Genomic DNA, 16,949 nt, shown 5'->3' with positions numbered 1-16,949 from the left:
CTTTCTAAAATTTATTCTGAAATATTAATAAAACCCTACCTTAAGCTATGGCATACAAATTGGTCTATAATAATAGAGAGTGCAACTAAAGGTATTGTATATCAGGCATTTTCTAAATTTATTTTATAAATCGAATTAAATAGACAAGGTCCCACTATTAATAGAAGTGACACATTGTCCCAAAACATATTATGTCAAAATCGAAACTTACTATATTAGACAACTTGTCATTACAGGAATTTCAAGATGATGCCGAGTTTATACCATTGATGTCTACAGAAGATGAAGAAGCAATGAACAATGAAGAGCTTCCTGAAATTTTACCAATACTTCCATTAAGAAACACAGTGTTGTTTCCAGGAGTTGTTGTCCCTATTACTGCGGGGAGAGATAAGTCAATTAAGCTTATTAATGAAACAAATAAAGCAGGTAAAATAATTGGGGTAGTATCTCAAAAAGAAGAAGATGAAGAAGAACCTGGAATAGATGATATTAATACTGTTGGTACAGTAGCTAAAATATTAAAGGTTTTAAAAATGCCTGATGGTAACGTTACAGTTATTATTCAAGGTAAAAAACGTTTTAGTGTTGCTGAAGTAATTACAACAGAACCTTACTTAACTGCAACTGTTAGAGCTGTTGCTGAAGCTCGTCCCGCAATTGACAATAAAGAGTTTCAGGCTATAGTAGATAGTATAAAAGAAAAGTCTTTAGCAATAATAAAGGACAGTCCCAATATCCCTAGTGAAGCATCATTTGCGATTAAGAATATTGAGAGCCCTTCGTTTTTAGTAAACTTTGTTTCTTCAAATTTGAATATTACAGTTGAAGAGAAACAGAAATTACTTCAAATAAATGATTTAAAGGATCGTGCTTTAGAAACATTGCGTTTTATGGAAATTGAAATCCAAAAGCTTTCGCTTAAAAAGGATATTCAGTCTAAAGTACACAATGATATCAATAAGCAGCAACGTGATTATTTTCTGCACCAACAAATGAAAACAATTCAAGAAGAACTAGGGGGAAACTCTAGTGAAGCTGAAATTGAAGAAATGCGTACAAGAGGTAAAGCTAAAAAGTGGGATGAAAGTATACAAAAGCATTTTGATAAAGAATTAGCTAAAATGCAGCGAATGAACCCGCAAGTAGCTGAGTTCAGTATACAGAAAAACTATCTTGATTTAATGCTAGACTTACCTTGGAACGAGTTTTCAAAAGATAAGTTTGATTTAAAAAGAGCTAAAAAAATATTAGATAGAGATCATTTTGGTTTAGAAGATGTAAAGCAACGTATTATTGAATACCTCGCAGTGTTAAAGCTACGTAATGATATGAAATCGCCAATACTCTGTTTGTACGGACCTCCGGGAGTTGGTAAAACATCCTTAGGGAAATCTGTTGCAGAAGCTTTAGGTCGAGAATATATTAGAATTTCATTAGGAGGTTTAAGGGATGAAGCAGAAATACGTGGGCATCGTAAAACCTATATTGGTGCAATGCCTGGACGTATCATAAAAAGTTTAAAGAAAGCAGGGACAAGTAATCCCGTATTTGTTTTAGACGAAATTGATAAGCTTTCGGTTGGGAGTCAAGGCGATCCTTCTTCAGCAATGTTAGAGGTGTTAGATCCTGAGCAAAACAGTGCATTCTATGACAACTTTTTAGAATTAGGATACGACCTTTCTAAAGTTATGTTTATTGCTACTTCTAATAGTTTAAGTACTATACAGCCAGCATTACGTGACCGTATGGAGATTATTAATGTAACGGGATATACTATTGAAGAAAAAGTTGAAATTGCGAAACAACATTTATTGCCTAAGCAATTAAAAGAGCACGGGCTTTCTAAAAAAGACCTAACAATAGCAAAGCCACAATTAGAAAAAATTGTTGAAGGATACACTCGTGAGAGTGGTGTTCGTGGATTAGAAAAGCAAATAGCTAAAATGGTTCGTTATGCTGCAATGAAAATTGCAATGGAGGAACCTTACGATAAAAAAATTACAAATGATACCATTATTGAGGTATTGAAAGCGCCACGTATGGAGCGTAACAAATATGAGAATAATGATGTAGCAGGTGTAGTAACAGGCTTAGCTTGGACCCGTGTAGGTGGAGATATACTGTTTATAGAATCAACTTTAAGTAAAGGTAAAGGTTCTTTAAATATGACTGGGAATCTTGGTAAAGTTATGAAAGAGAGTGCAACCTTAGCAATGGAATATATTAAAGCTAATGCAGAACTTTTAGGGCTTAATCCTGAAATATTCAATAAATACAATGTCCATATTCACGTTCCAGAAGGAGCAACTCCAAAAGATGGACCTAGTGCAGGTATAACTATGTTAACTTCATTAGTGTCATTATTTACTCAGCGTAAAGTTAAAAAGAGCATTGCAATGACTGGTGAAATTACACTTAGAGGTAAAGTACTTCCAGTAGGTGGAATTAAAGAAAAAATTCTAGCTGCCAAACGCGCACGTATTAAAGAAATTTTACTTTGCGAAGAAAATAGAAGAGACATAGAAGAAATTAATCCTGAATATTTAAAAGGATTAAAATTTCACTATGTGAAAGATATGAGTGATGTTCTCGACCTAGCTCTTACTAAAGAGAAAGTAAAGAATGCTAAAAAGTTAGACTAGCTTTTTATTAAACTATTTGATGTGAGGACAGAAAGTTGTAAACTCTTTTTGTCCTTGCTGAAAATAAATTAATATTGCATTCGTTATCATTGAAAGTTACCCTGCGCAGCATATCTATGACCCATAAGGTTTTATTTTTTTTATGTATTCTTTTTACCGTATCTGCGTATTCGCAAATAGGGGGAAGGTCAACATACCAGTTTCTAAATTTGGTAAATAACCCGCGTCAAGCTGCATTAGGAGGTAAAACGGTAACTAATTACGATTACGATCCCATTCAAGGATTGTTTAATCCTGCTGCTATAAATCCAGAAATGGATAACCAACTTTCAGTTAATTATAACAACTATTTAGGTGATGTTAACTATGGAACCGTAGCATATGCATATTTATGGGACAGACGAACACAAGTAATCAATGCAGGTGTTACCTATATAAATTACGGAAATTTTGAAGGGTATGATGAACAAGGGAATCCTACTAGTGATTTTAGTGGAGGAGAAGTAGCGGTTTCAGTTGGACACGCACGTAATATACCATTTACAAATTTTCATTATGGAGCAAATGTTAAGCTTATTTCATCAAAATTAGAACAATATAGCTCTTTTGGAGTAGCTGTGGATTTAGGATTGATGTATGTTTATGAAGATTGGGATTTACAAATAACAGGAGTTGCACGTAATATTGGAACACAAATTACTCCTTATGATGTTGAAATAGAACAACTCCCTTTCGAGTTAATTTTTGGGGCTTCCCAAATTTTAGAACGAATTCCATTACGTTGGCATTTTACTTTAGAGAATATGCAACGATGGAATGTAGCCTTTTCAAATCCAGATCGCGAAACCACAGATTTAGAAGGAAATGTTACAGCAGAAAATGTAAATTTCTTTGATCACGCAATTAGACACATAATTGTAGGGATTGAATTATTCCCAGAAAGCGGTTTTAATATTAGACTAGGATACAATTTTAGAAGAGGAGAAGAACTACGCATTGAAGAACGTAGAGCTTTTGCAGGAATTAGTGCCGGATTTGGAATTAAATTGAATAAATTGCGATTAAGCTATGCGTATTCTAAATACAACTCGGCTGCATCAACAAGTTTCTTTGGTTTAAACATTGACTTACAATAATGCCTAAAATTACTATTGCCATTGACGGCTTTTCATCAACAGGAAAAAGTACCATTGCAAAACAACTTGCAGATTGGTTAGACTACATTTATGTAGATACTGGCGCAATGTATCGTGCTATAACCTTATTTGCAATGCGCAATAATTTTATATCCGAAACATCCTTTAATCAACAAGCACTCATAGATTCATTAGACCAAGTGATTATAAGCTTCAAGAAAAATCCAGAAACGACTATTTCCGAAGTTTATTTAAACGGCGAAAATGTGGAGAAGCAAATTAGAACCTTAGAAGTGTCTAGTTTTGTAAGCCCTGTTGCAACAGTTAGTGAGGTACGTAAAAAACTAGTTACTCAACAACAAGAAATGGGTGATGCTAAAGGAGTGGTGATGGACGGCCGTGATATAGGTACTGTTGTCTTTCCCAATGCAGAGCTTAAAATTTTCCTAGATGCATCTGCTCAAACAAGAGCTGAACGTAGGTACAAAGAATTACTTGGTCGTGGTGATAAAGTTGTCTTTGAAGATGTACTTAAAAATGTAGTGGATAGAGATCGAATTGATTCAACTAGAAAAGACTCCCCACTAATCAAGGCTAAAGATGCTATTGAAATTGATAATAGTGAAATGAACCTTGAAGACCAATTTCACATAATTTTACAATTAGCTAAAGATAGGATAGCAGGTCGCATTTAGTTTTGCTAGTTATTACGTAGTTTTTACATCGGGTTATTTTATTCATTTTTAATTATTTAGGTTAAAATTAGATAGATTTAAAATAGGTTTTCATACCTTTTATCTATATTCTTGCACATTATAACTAATCAAACCTTAAAATGATGAAATTTAAAATGCCAATACTTTTGGTGACATTAGGATGTATGATTGTTACTAGTTGTCAACAAGAATCTGTAGTGTTAGAAACCGAAGTAGCTTCTCTTACATCTCAAGTAGCTTTAAATGCAAAAGAGCAACTACCCAATCCTTTATTTGACTCAACAAAAAAAGGGATCTACCATGGTGTTATTGCATCTCAAAACTCTCAATCTAGAGGGAAAATATGGATTAACTTAGGTAATAATACGAAGTTTACTGCTGTTGTAGAAATGCAAGATGGTATAAAAGCAAGTTTTGTAGGTGTTGAAAACAGTACAAGAGGCGGAGATTCTAATTATGTTTTTAAAGGAAAGAAAGGAAGCTTTATAGTTAAAGCAAATAGTGTATATAATCCAGAAATATATGCAGTTGAATTTTTAGATAGTTCAGATTATGCTGTTTTTGCAATTAAAAGTACAAGTACTAGAATGGCTATAAGCTATACCGGTACTTTTAATGAAACAGGTAATACTGCTTTCGCTGGAACTTGGAATGTGCTGTCAAATGGCATAGATAGTCCTAACGGTTATAATGGAGCTACTATCTCTCAAGTGATGGTAACTTTTGGTAATACGACTTTCGTAGATTCAGTAATGGAATCGGAAGCTGGAAATTTTAATTGTTGGAACAATAGCGCTTGGATACCTATCGTAGATTTTGGTGGAAATCCAAATGAAGGTGTTATGGCTTTTAAGCAACAAAGTAATTTTAATGGTGTTGTTGATTGGGATTTAGGATATAGTGATTCATGGTACATAGGTTCTCCAACTTATATCAATCCGCAAGTTCCAGGTTTGTTAGGGAAATCGGTTGGTTTAGGTTGTCTTTTAGAAAGTAGTGGTAGTTTTACATGGACCGCTGCAGCTGATGCAACAGTAAGACAAGGTGAAATATATGTTGACGTTGTTCCTTAAATATTAGTAATTTTGATTACAAAAGGGCTAAGCAATAAATGTATTGTTTAGCCCTTTTTTTTGCCTTAAAAGTATCTTATTAGAGTTAATCTACTTTTAATAGTTTTAATAGTTCATTATTGTTTGCGTCTAAAAGGTATAAGTACGTTTTTTCTAATCGATAGTTAGTAATGTCATTCATTGCTTTATAGAAATTGTTAGATGTTTCCATATGTGGGCACATTTTTTTGGTGCTTCCTATTGATGTAAAGGATATTTTAGAAGCATCTACCTTAATTATTTTTCCAAAAAAATTATTACAGCCATCATTACCTAATATTTTCATGTCATTTGTGAAAATTTCTAGCGTTATCTGTTTTCGTGTCTCATCTGAAATGTTTTGTAGTTTTTCTCTAAATAGTTCTTTCACTACCCAGATATCGTGCAGTCTATTGCTATTTAATATAACCTCTTCTGTGTTTTTTTTAGAAGTATTGTTTGTTTTTGTAGTGCTACAAGACATAACTGTTATGCTAAAAATAAGGATTAATAGTTTCTCCATCGTTTGTAATTAGTATTCAACAAATATAGTTTTTAATTATAATTAGATATAGCTAACAGTTTTATTGTGTTTTATCTACTTTTAACAATAATTTTTTCAACTAACAATGATAGCGTTTAACACCTATCAAAAGAACCAAATTTATGAAATTTAAAAATACACTACTCCTAGTGATTCTTGGAAGTATGTTGCTAGCAGGTTGTCAAACCGAAAATTTAGAAGTTAATGAGAACACTGTAGATTTAACAACTCAAATAGGTATATCTGCAAAAGAGCAAACGCCTAATCAATTATTCGATTCTACAAGCCAAGGTATTTACCACGGTGTAGTTGCGTCTAAAACATCTCAATTAAGAGGGAAAATTTGGGTTAATTTAGGTAATAATACTGCTTATACGGCTACAATTGAATTAATTAACGGGACTACTGAAACTTTTACGGGAGTTCAAAATGTTAAAGCGACGAAACAAAATCGTTATACTTTTAGTGGAGCGAATTCAAGTTTTACAGTTGTTGAAGGGGATACTAATGAGTTTGAGATTAATGATCTACAATTATTTCAAGAAAATTATCATGCGTATATTATAAAAAGTCGAAGTAATAAAGTTGCTATATCTTATACAGGTACTTTTAGCGATACAACCAATCCAGGATTTTCAGGTACTTGGAATATTTTAGCTAATGGAGATTTAAATCCTAATAATTTAAGCGGAACTACTATATCTGTTGTTATGGTAACTTTTGGTAATACTATGTTTACAGATACAGCTATGGAGCAAGGATCATCTAGTTGCTTAGCAACTCCCTGGATTCCTATTGTAAATTTATTGGGTTTAGCTGATGAAGGTGTTTTAGCATTTAATCAACAAAGTAATTTTAATGGTACAGTGAATTGGGATTTAGGGCAATCTAATTTAATTTTTGGTATTGAATATATGAATTCATCCTGTAGCTCTGTTTCTGGAGGAACTTTTTCTTGGACACATGAAACAAGTGGTATAACACGAATAGGGCAAATACTAATAGATTAGTACAGATTTAAATATTTAATATAAAAAAGGGACTGTTTATACGGTCTCTTTTTTATTGTTCTATGTTTTGCTTTTAGCAAAGAAAAGATTATTTTTGCAGCCCCATTTAACGATTTAAACTAGTGAGTGGGTATTTTTATTTAAATCTAATATAACCCTTCTGAGGTCTAAGTGTTTAGACTAGTTAAAAACTTCAGAATACAAAATGGAAATCTAGACTATTTCAGAAAAGATTTTCTAATTAAAACAAATGGCTGACAAAGCAAACAACGAAGCAGGAAATGACTCTGCTAAGAAAACAAGAAAAAGAACTCCAGCTGTAGAGGTTTCTACACCAGAAGTTGAGGTTCAAGACACTGATACAGCAGTAGCTGTTGAAGCAAAACCAAAAAGAGAACTTTCTTTAAAAGAGAAAGATCCAGAGAAGTTTTTAACTGATTTTAACTGGCACAACTACGAAGAAGGAATTGACCCTGTAGATGATGGTAAGTTAGAAGAGTTTGAAAAATTAGTAACTGAAAACTTTGTAGATACTTTAGATGATGAAGTAGTAGAAGGTGAAGTGGTATTTATCAGTGATCGTGATGCGATTATTGACATCAACGCAAAAAGTGAAGGTGTAGTATCATTAAACGAATTCCGTTACAACCCAGATTTAAAAGTTGGTGATAAAGTAGAAGTATTGATTGACGTTCGTGAGGATGCTACTGGTCAATTAATTTTATCTCACCGTAAGGCAAGAACCATTATGGCTTGGGATCGTGTTAATAAAGCACACGATGAAGCAACTATCGTTAATGGATTTGTTAAATGTCGTACTAAAGGTGGTATGATCGTAGATGTATTTGGTATTGAAGCTTTCTTACCAGGTTCTCAAATCGATGTGAAGCCAATTAGAGATTACGATGTATATGTTGGTAAAACAATGGAATTCAAAGTTGTGAAAATCAACCATGAATTTAAAAACGTTGTAGTATCTCACAAAGCGCTTATCGAAGCAGATATCGAAGAGCAGAAAAAAGAAATTATTGGGCAGCTTGAAAAAGGTCAAGTACTTGAAGGTGTTGTTAAAAACATTACATCTTACGGAGTATTTGTTGATCTTGGTGGAGTTGATGGATTGGTTCATATTACAGATCTTTCTTGGTCTAGAATCAACCACCCTAACGAAATAGTTGAGCTTGATCAGAAATTGAACGTTGTAATCCTTGATTTTGATGAGGATAAAACACGTATCCAATTAGGTCTTAAACAATTAAGCGCACACCCTTGGGATGCACTTGGTGAAGAGCTTAAAATAGGAGATAAAGTGAATGGTAAAGTTGTTGTAATCGCAGATTACGGTGCATTTATCGAAGTAGCTGAAGGAGTAGAAGGATTAATCCACGTTAGTGAAATGTCTTGGTCTACACACTTACGTAGCGCGAACGATTTCGTAAATGTTGGTGATGTTGTTGAAGCTCAAATCTTGACAATGGATCGCGAAGAGCGTAAAATGAGCCTTGGTATTAAGCAATTAACTCCAGACCCATGGACAGATATTACTACTAAGTACCCTGTAGGTTCTAAGCATGAAGGTATTGTACGTAACTTTACAAACTTTGGTGTATTTGTTGAACTTGAAGAAGGTATCGACGGTCTTATCTACATTAGCGATTTATCTTGGACTAAGAAAATTAAGCATCCAAGTGAGTTTACAAACATTGGAGACAAGTTAGAAGTAGTAGTACTTGAACTTGACGTTGATGGTCGTAAATTAAGCTTAGGTCACAAACAAACTACTGACAACCCTTGGGATAAATACGAGGATGAGTTTGCAGTAGGTACTAAGCACACAGCTACAATTGATGAGGTTGTAGATAAAGGTGCGGTAATCAACTTTAACGATGATATCTCTGCATTCGTGCCAAAGCGTCATTTAGAAAAAGAAGATGGTACAGATGTGAAGAAAGGTGAAGAAGCAGTATTCCAAATTATTGAATTCAATAAAGAATTTAAGAAAGTGGTAGCTTCTCATATGGCTATTCACAAAGAAGAAGAAGCTAAAATTGTTAAGCAAGCTGCTAAGAAAGCGAAGCAACAATCTGATGAGTCTAAACCTACTTTAGGTGATGCTAACTCAGCACTTCAAGCTTTAAAAGATAAAATGGACGGTAAAGTTTAATACCTTACACTTTGTTATATATAGAAAGAGTCTCGAGAAATCGAGGCTCTTTTTTTTATTCTGAAATATCACAGAAGTATTAAATAGTGAATAACCTAAGTAAATTCGCTTACTTAGTTTCCGTTTATTAGTGACAGTCTCAAAAACATCAATATTTTTGTTTTCGCTATGAAATTCATAGAAACTTTAATTAATACATAGTAGATGTAAATTTGTCTATAGCTATTTAGCAAATTAAACATTAGTACAAATGAAAAAGAAATTATTGATGACAGGAGGAGTTATTCTATTAATTGTAGCAGTATTGTTTATTGCGTTTACTTCATATATTTATACAAAGCAAGAGCGTATTGTTTTTGCCTCATCACAATTACCTTTCGATTATTATTTCGAATTTGACCAGCCTTATGAAGAGGTTAACCTTACAACTGAAGATAACGTAAATTTAAACAGTATTCATTTTACAGTACCTAATCCTAAAGGTGTTATTTTATATTTTCACGGTAATGCAGGAGATTTATCAAGGTGGGGAGAGGTTGCAAATTATTTCACAAGATTTGAGTATGATGTGCTTGTAGTTGATTATCGAACGTACGGTAAAAGTACAGGTGTAATCGATGAACAGAAAATGCTTGAAGATACTCAGTTATGGTACGATTACTTATTGAAAAATTATAAAGAGACAGATATTGTAGTTTATGGAAGGTCAATAGGAACTGGGTTTGCCACTTATGTAGCCTCTAAAAATAATCCTAGAAAATTAATTTTAGAAACACCTTTTTATAATTTACTAGATATAGCAAAGCAGAAATTTTCAATAATTCCCTTTTTAGATAAGTTTTTAAAAATTAGACTAAACAGTAATAGCTATATAACGCGTGTAAAATCGCCAGTAGTTATATACCATGGAAAAAAAGACCAAATTGTACCATATAATTCAGGTGTAAAATTAGCAGAATTACTTCCTAAAGATCAATTAACATTTTACACACTGCCTGAAGCAAACCATCACAATATAGTTTTATTTCCTTTATATAATGAAACAATAATATCTAGTTTAGGGAACTAAAAAAAGCCGAGACAAAATCTCGGCTTTTTTAAATAATATAAAAGAATAATTTACATTTTCTTCATACCTAATTCAGCTTTGTTAGCTTTTTCTAAAGCAGCTTCATATTCTTTTCTAGCTTGTTGAACTTCTGGAGATTGCATTTTTGCTTCATCAGCAGATTGTCCTATTTTTTTTGTTAATACAGCCTTACGTTCTAAACGCTCTAGTTCAAGTAACTTTTGACTAGCTTCATATTTAGCCTTTTTCATTTGCTCTTTGTTTGCCTGCATTTGTTTAGACATCTCAAGTTCTTTTTTAAGGCGAGCTTCAGTTTTTGATTTTGCGTTAGCGTCCATCATTTGTTTTTTAGTATCAACAACAGTTTCATCTGTAAGGACATTTACTTCGTCCATTTTTTTTGATATTTTATTTGGAGAAAGTTCTTCCTTACCGTTTTCAGGAACATCTAATATATCAATCTCTTTATCAATTTCTTCAACAACTTTTACAGTTTTTTTATAATCATCGGTAGTAACAATTTTTTTAGTAACTGTTTCCTTTTTGACGTCCGTATTATTTTGTGCTTGTACACCTAGTAGTGTAAAAAGTGCTGCACCTAAAGTAATTGCTATTTTTTTCATGGTTATAGTTTTTGTTTATTATTGATACAAATGTACGTTTGGTTGTGTTAAATAATTGATAAACAGAATATAAAGTTTTCCTATATTTTTTTGGATCGGATGAATTTTACGCATTAAAATTTCGGTTAAAAACATATCTTTGCAGCCGTTTAAATCACTTAATAGATTTTTTATGAAAGCTGGAATTGTAGGATTACCTAATGTTGGAAAATCAACCTTATTTAACTGTTTGTCAAATGCAAAAGCGCAAAGTGCTAACTTTCCATTTTGTACCATTGAGCCTAACATAGGGGTTGTAAATGTACCGGATGATCGATTAGTGAAATTAGAAGAACTTGTAAATCCTGAACGTGTTTTGCCAGCAACGGTTGAGATAGTGGATATTGCAGGTCTTGTAAAAGGAGCTAGTAAAGGAGAAGGGTTAGGAAACCAATTTCTAGGAAATATTCGTGAAACTGATGCTATATTGCACGTATTGCGTTGTTTTGATAATGAAAACATTGTTCACGTTGATGGTAGTGTAGACCCTATAAGAGATAAGGAAACAATTGACATAGAGCTTCAATTAAAAGATCTTGAAACAACCGATAAAAAACTTGAAAAAGTTAAAAGAGCTTCAAGAACTGGTAATAAAGATGCTCAGAAAGAGGAGGCTGTTTTGCTTAAAATTAAAGAAGCATTAGAACAAGGAATTTCTGTTCGTGCTGTTGAGTTTACAGAAAAGGAAAGAGAAGAGTTTGTTAGACCATTACAGTTTATTACAGATAAGCCTGTTATGTATGTTTGTAATGTTGATGAAGATGCGGCTGCAGATGGAAATGCTTATGTAGATAAAGTAAAAGCAGCTGTTGCAGACGAAAATGCAGAGGTTGTTATACTTGCGGTAGGAACAGAGGCAGATATAACCGAATTAGAATCATTCGAAGAGCGCCAGATGTTCTTAGAGGACCTTGGTTTATCTGAACCAGGATCTGCTAAACTTATTCGTGGAGCATATAAATTATTAAATTTACAAACCTATTTCACAGCAGGTGTAAAAGAGGTTCGTGCTTGGACTATTCCGGTAGGAGCTACTGCGCCACAAGCTGCGGGTGTAATACATACTGATTTTGAAAAAGGATTTATTCGTGCAGAGGTTATAAAATATTCTGATTTTGTTGAGCTGGGTAGCGAAGCAAAAGTAAAGGAAGCTGGAAAAATGGGTGTTGAAGGAAAAGAATATGTTGTTAATGATGGTGATGTAATGCACTTTAGATTTAACGTCTAAATATTCTTAACTGTTGCTGCTATTTTATTAGCGAACAACATAGTAAGTTATAAACTTAAAGAGCCCCTCTTAATTGAGGGGCTCTTTTTATGGATTGAGTTTAAATGTTATTAAATTGCTTCTGCTAAAACTTTTTTAGAAGGAATATTAACTTCAATCTGGTTTCTAGTAATATCTTCAAAAGTTTCTCTTTTTCTTATTAGATGTGCTTTTCCGTCCATCCATAATACTTCGGCAGGGCGATATCTAGAATTATAATTACTAGCCATTGAAAAACAATATGCTCCAGCATTTTTAAAAGATAGGATGTCACCTTCTTTAATTTCTGAAATTCTTCTATTGTTTGCAAAAGTGTCAGTTTCACATATGTAACCAACAACAGTATAAAAGCGTTCGTTTCCTTCTGGATTCGAAATGTTTAAAATTTCGTGTTGAGCACCGTAAAGCATTGGTCTAATTAAATGATTGAACCCACTATCTACTTGTGCAAAAACGGTTGATGTTGTTTGCTTTATGCTATTTACTTTAACAAGAAATTGACCCGCTTCACTTACAAGGAATTTTCCAGGTTCAAAAGAGAGTGTTATCTCTCTTCCATAATTTTTACAAAACGTATTAAAACGTTCTGTAAGCTTCTCACCAAATTCTTCAATATTAGTTTCAATATCACCTTCTTTATAAGGGACTTTAAAGCCAGATCCGAAATCAATAAACTCTAAGTTATCAAAGTTTTTAGCTGTTTCAAATAAAATTTCGCTTGCATATAGAAATACATCAATGTCTAATATATCGCTTCCAGTATGCATATGGATTCCATTAATTTTCATCCCAGTATTTTTTACAATACGTAGAATATGGGGTATTTGGTGAATTGAAATTCCAAATTTACTATCAATATGTCCTACGGAAATATTAGAATTACCGCCAGCCATTACATGTGGGTTAATACGAATACATACGGGTATATTTTTATTTCTTGTTCCGAATGCTTCTAAAAAAGTAAGGCTGTCAATATTTATTTGAATCCCCATTTTAGCAACACTTTCAATTTCTTCAAGTGCAACACCGTTTGGAGTAAAAATAATATCCTCAGGTTTAAACCCTGCGGCTAATCCTAATTGTACTTCTTGAATAGAAACTGTATCAAGTCCAGCGCCTTGGTTTTTTATTAATTTTAATATAGAAATGTTAGATAGTGCTTTAACTGCGTAATGAATCTTTAACTGTTTAATCTTTTTAAATGCACCTGTTAAACGTTTATATTGATTTTCTATAACCTGTGAGTCATACACGTAAACTGGACTACCGAAGTCCGCTGCAATTTTTAAAAGATCTTTTTGATTCATTTTATTTTAGTTAAAAATTAATTAAGCGGGTAAAATTAACAGGATAATAGAATTAGGGGGCTCAATAAGTATTAAACTTTTATTAAAAAGAGGATTTTTAGCTATAATTGCAGCTTTTTTATAGAAAAAAAAGCGTTTTGAAATTAATCAACACGCTTTTTCTAAATTAGTGAAAGATTAGTTCTAAAACGCTATTCTTAGAGCCATTGCAGTATAATCATCTCCAAGTGGGCTTTGACCACCAGTTGTGTATATTGAAATACCGTCCATTTTCTTTTTGTGTAATTCAGGTACTAATATTCCAGTTGCAGCTCCTAAAAGATATCCTAGTGCAACATCGGTTAAAAAATGTTCTCCAGCAGACATTCTGAAATATCCTACAGCTGCAGGTAGCGCTGCGGCACCTCCCCAAATGAATGCTTTTCCAGTTGGGCTAGCATCAGGATTGAAATCGCTGTAAACTTTAGCCATGTAAAATGTTGCTGTTGCGGTAACGGCTACGTGACCAGAATAGAAGGAGCGTTGTCCGTTTCCAGATTGTCTTCTTGCGAGACCTGTCTCTCCGCTATTGTCATACACATAAGGTCTGCTTCGGTTTACAAGTCCTGCTGTAATAGTATACATGGCACCTGTTGTTGCTAAACTTTCGAGATACATTCCTAAATATTGCCCTGTATGATCATTGATCTCATCATCAAATAACATTGCGAAAGGTGCAACAAACGAAAGTGCAAATGGGACATCACTTATTTCACCAGCTTTTTCATTATTATTACCCGCAGCCCATCGATCAATAAAATTGATATTGTCGATTTCTTCTTGTAAGTTATTTTGAATGCGAGCAAATTCCTCCGGATTAATATCCTCTTTATTAACTATAAGTGAATATCCAACGGCAGTACCGCCTATGGCTACTCCGGTCCAAATTCCGTCTTTTGTCCAGTCCCATTCATAGGGTGATTCACTTTGAGCTAAACTATTGCTAATTACTAATAGTAGTAAGGCGAAAAATGTTAGTTGTTTTATCATAATGACAAAACTATTAGAGCTTTGCCGTTCTTAAATTAGCTTTAACATTTCGTTATATCTTAAATAATATTTAAAGTCAGTTAATAATTCTTAAATACTGTTAATATAAATTTTTATGCTTTTGTTTATGTGAAATTTTAACCAGATTATTAATATGATTACAATTTGTTGAATAGCATATATCTGTTTAATTTTAGCATTATATAAATTAGTTTGAACGATATATAAATTCGTAAAATTTCCGAAGATTAAATAAGAAATATTAACAATTTAAAATCTCTAATTGTTAATTACTTTGTTTTGGATATATTCCAAGTGTTCGCTCGAAAGACTATATTTAACAACTATTCACACGTTTTATGTCAGATACTAAATATACAGAAGATAATATACGATCGCTCGATTGGAAAGAGCATATAAGGATGCGTCCTGGGATGTATATTGGAAAGCTTGGAGATGGTTCCTCAGCCGATGATGGAATCTATATTTTGCTTAAAGAAGTTCTCGATAATTGTATCGATGAATTTGTTATGGGGGCTGGTAAAACAATTGAAATCCGTATTAAGGATAAGATTGTAAAAGTTCGTGATTACGGGCGTGGTATTCCTTTAGGTAAAGTTGTGGATGTAGTAAGCAAGATGAACACAGGGGGAAAGTACGACTCTAGAGCTTTTAAAAAATCGGTTGGTTTAAATGGAGTAGGTACAAAAGCTGTCAATGCTTTGTCCTCTTTTTTTAAAGTAGAATCTAGTAGAGATAATCAAAGTAAGTATGCCGAGTTTTCTCAAGGTGAACTAAAAGAAGAAAGTGAAATTGAAGAAAGTAGTAAGAGAAAAGGAACGAAAGTTACTTTTATTCCCGATGAAGTAATCTTTAAAAATTATAAGTACCGCAACGAATATGTTGAGAAGATGCTTCGTAATTATGTCTATTTAAATCCAGGATTGACAATAGATTTTAATGGCGAAAAATTTTACAGTGAAAATGGTTTAAAGGATTTGTTGGAAGATAATATGTCGCAAGAAGATATGTTATACCCTGTAATTCATTTAAAAGGTGACGATATTGAGGTTGCACTAACACATAGTAAAACGCAATATAGTGAAGAGTACCACAGTTTTGTAAATGGACAGAATACTACACAAGGAGGAACACATTTAGCAGCTTATAGGGAGAGTTTAGTAAAAACAATTAGAGAGTTTTACGGTAAAAATTACGACTCTAGTGATATTCGAAAATCCATTGTGAGTGCCATTAGTATAAAAGTGATGGAGCCAGTTTTTGAAAGTCAAACAAAAACTAAATTGGGTTCTACAGATATGGGCGGCGATTTGCCAACAGTGCGAACGTATATAAACGATTTTGTTAAAACACAGTTAGATAATTACCTACATAAAAATGCAGAAGTTGCTGAGAAAATTCAGCGCAAAATTTTAACTGCAGAACGCGAACGTAAAGAGCTTTCTGGAATTAGAAAACTAGCGAAGGATCGTGCTAAAAAAGCGAATCTTCACAATAAGAAATTACGTGATTGCCGTATTCATTTAGGCGACACAAAAAAAGAACGTAATCTAGAATCTACTTTATTTATTACTGAGGGAGATAGTGCTAGTGGTAGTATTACAAAAAGTAGAGATGTAAATACGCAGGCGGTTTTCAGTTTAAAAGGTAAACCATTAAACTGCTACGGACTCACTAAAAAGATTGTTTACGAGAATGAGGAGTTCAACTTATTGCAAGCCGCGTTAAATATTGAAGAATCAATTGAAGATTTACGTTACAACAATATTGTAATTGCGACTGATGCTGATGTTGATGGAATGCATATCCGCTTGCTATTAATAACGTTCTTTTTACAATTTTTTCCTGAAGTGATTAAAGAAGGGCATTTGTTTATTTTACAAACCCCTTTGTTTAGAGTCCGAAATAAGAAGAAAACAATATATTGTTATAGCGAAGAAGAGCGTAGAAATGCGATGGAGGAGTTGAAGCCAAAACCAGAAATTACACGATTTAAAGGTTTAGGTGAAATCTCTCCAGATGAATTTGTTCACTTTATTGGCGAAGATATACGCCTAGATCCTGTCATGTTAGATAAACAGATGAGTATAGAAGAACTGCTGAAATTTTATATGGGAAAAAATACCCCAGATAGACAAGAGTTCATTATTAATAACTTGAAAGTGGAGCTTGATACTGTTGAGGATTAGTCTTGTATGTAAAACGAGAGTTTAAATTCAAAGTATAAGATTCTGAACATATCAAAAACGAAATAATAGAACAGTATATTCAAAATATTCTAATAGCAT

At 33.1% G+C, this 16,949-nt stretch carries 13 protein-coding genes; 9 read left to right on the top strand and 4 right to left on the bottom strand.

Annotated elements, in window-relative coordinates:
* The first annotated feature begins 191 nt into the window (after window positions 1-191).
* The 4 genes from lon to GBH57_RS13285 all read left to right on the top strand — a co-directional run bounded on the left by lon (window position 192) and on the right by GBH57_RS13285 (window position 5,570).
* Window positions 192-2,645: an endopeptidase La gene (lon, locus tag GBH57_RS13300; RefSeq protein ID WP_151674988.1), complete on the top strand. Its 2,454-nt coding sequence runs from the start codon at window positions 192-194 to the stop codon at window positions 2,643-2,645.
* A gap of 116 nt (window positions 2,646-2,761) precedes the next feature.
* Window positions 2,762-3,781, top strand: a complete 1,020-nt coding sequence (porQ, locus tag GBH57_RS13295; RefSeq protein WP_151674987.1) for a type IX secretion system protein PorQ — start codon at window positions 2,762-2,764, stop codon at window positions 3,779-3,781.
* On the top strand, window positions 3,781-4,476 hold the full coding sequence (gene cmk, locus GBH57_RS13290) for a (d)CMP kinase (RefSeq protein ID WP_151674986.1): 696 nt from the start codon (window positions 3,781-3,783) through the stop codon (window positions 4,474-4,476). Before porQ ends, cmk begins: the two co-directional genes overlap by 1 nt.
* A gap of 140 nt (window positions 4,477-4,616) precedes the next feature.
* Window positions 4,617-5,570: a hypothetical protein gene (locus GBH57_RS13285; RefSeq protein WP_151674985.1), complete on the top strand. Its 954-nt coding sequence runs from the start codon at window positions 4,617-4,619 to the stop codon at window positions 5,568-5,570.
* 85 nt (window positions 5,571-5,655) lie between these two features.
* Here GBH57_RS13285 and GBH57_RS13280 read toward each other — a convergent pair whose 3' ends face one another.
* Complete coding sequence (locus GBH57_RS13280) at window positions 5,656-6,111, bottom strand: META domain-containing protein (RefSeq protein ID WP_151674984.1); 456 nt, start codon at window positions 6,109-6,111, stop codon at window positions 5,656-5,658.
* Window positions 6,112-6,254: 143 nt separating this feature from the next.
* Here GBH57_RS13280 and GBH57_RS13275 point away from each other — a divergent pair, with 143 nt between their 5' ends.
* The 3 genes from GBH57_RS13275 (at window position 6,255) to GBH57_RS13265 (ending at window position 10,375) form a co-directional block, all read left to right on the top strand.
* Complete coding sequence (locus GBH57_RS13275; RefSeq protein ID WP_151674983.1) at window positions 6,255-7,142, top strand: hypothetical protein; 888 nt, start codon at window positions 6,255-6,257, stop codon at window positions 7,140-7,142.
* 250 nt (window positions 7,143-7,392) lie between these two features.
* Window positions 7,393-9,306, top strand: coding sequence for a 30S ribosomal protein S1 (rpsA, locus tag GBH57_RS13270; RefSeq protein WP_151674982.1), 1,914 nt, complete (start codon window positions 7,393-7,395; stop codon window positions 9,304-9,306).
* A gap of 250 nt (window positions 9,307-9,556) precedes the next feature.
* Window positions 9,557-10,375 (top strand): alpha/beta hydrolase, encoded by an 819-nt coding sequence (locus GBH57_RS13265; protein WP_151674981.1) that lies wholly within the window; start codon window positions 9,557-9,559, stop codon window positions 10,373-10,375.
* Window positions 10,376-10,425: 50 nt separating this feature from the next.
* Here GBH57_RS13265 and GBH57_RS13260 read toward each other — a convergent pair whose 3' ends face one another.
* Window positions 10,426-10,998, bottom strand: coding sequence for a hypothetical protein (locus tag GBH57_RS13260; protein ID WP_151674980.1), 573 nt, complete (start codon window positions 10,996-10,998; stop codon window positions 10,426-10,428).
* A 172-nt stretch (window positions 10,999-11,170) separates the two neighbouring features.
* Here GBH57_RS13260 and ychF point away from each other — a divergent pair, with 172 nt between their 5' ends.
* Entirely contained in the window at window positions 11,171-12,265 is a 1,095-nt protein-coding gene (gene ychF / locus GBH57_RS13255; RefSeq protein ID WP_151674979.1) for a redox-regulated ATPase YchF, read from the top strand.
* Between the two features lie 110 nt (window positions 12,266-12,375).
* On the opposite strand, the gene lysA is transcribed toward ychF, so the two are convergent.
* Together lysA and GBH57_RS13245 are read right to left on the bottom strand one after the other, a co-directional pair.
* Window positions 12,376-13,611 carry a diaminopimelate decarboxylase gene (lysA, locus tag GBH57_RS13250; protein ID WP_151674978.1) on the bottom strand — a complete coding sequence of 412 codons (1,236 nt, stop codon included), beginning with the start codon at window positions 13,609-13,611 and terminating at the stop codon, window positions 12,376-12,378.
* A gap of 183 nt (window positions 13,612-13,794) precedes the next feature.
* Window positions 13,795-14,640, bottom strand: coding sequence for a phosphatase PAP2 family protein (locus GBH57_RS13245; protein ID WP_151674977.1), 846 nt, complete (start codon window positions 14,638-14,640; stop codon window positions 13,795-13,797).
* A 359-nt stretch (window positions 14,641-14,999) separates the two neighbouring features.
* Between GBH57_RS13245 and GBH57_RS13240 the strand changes: the two genes are divergently transcribed.
* Window positions 15,000-16,850, top strand: a complete 1,851-nt coding sequence (locus tag GBH57_RS13240) for a DNA topoisomerase IV subunit B (RefSeq protein WP_151674976.1) — start codon at window positions 15,000-15,002, stop codon at window positions 16,848-16,850.
* Window positions 16,851-16,949 lie beyond the last annotated feature (99 nt).

The sequence above is a fragment of the Patiriisocius marinus genome (assembly GCF_008974325.1).
GTDB classification, from domain to species: Bacteria; Bacteroidota; Bacteroidia; order Flavobacteriales; family Flavobacteriaceae; genus Patiriisocius; species Patiriisocius marinus.
This window is presented reverse-complemented; position numbering and strand designations above follow the sequence as displayed.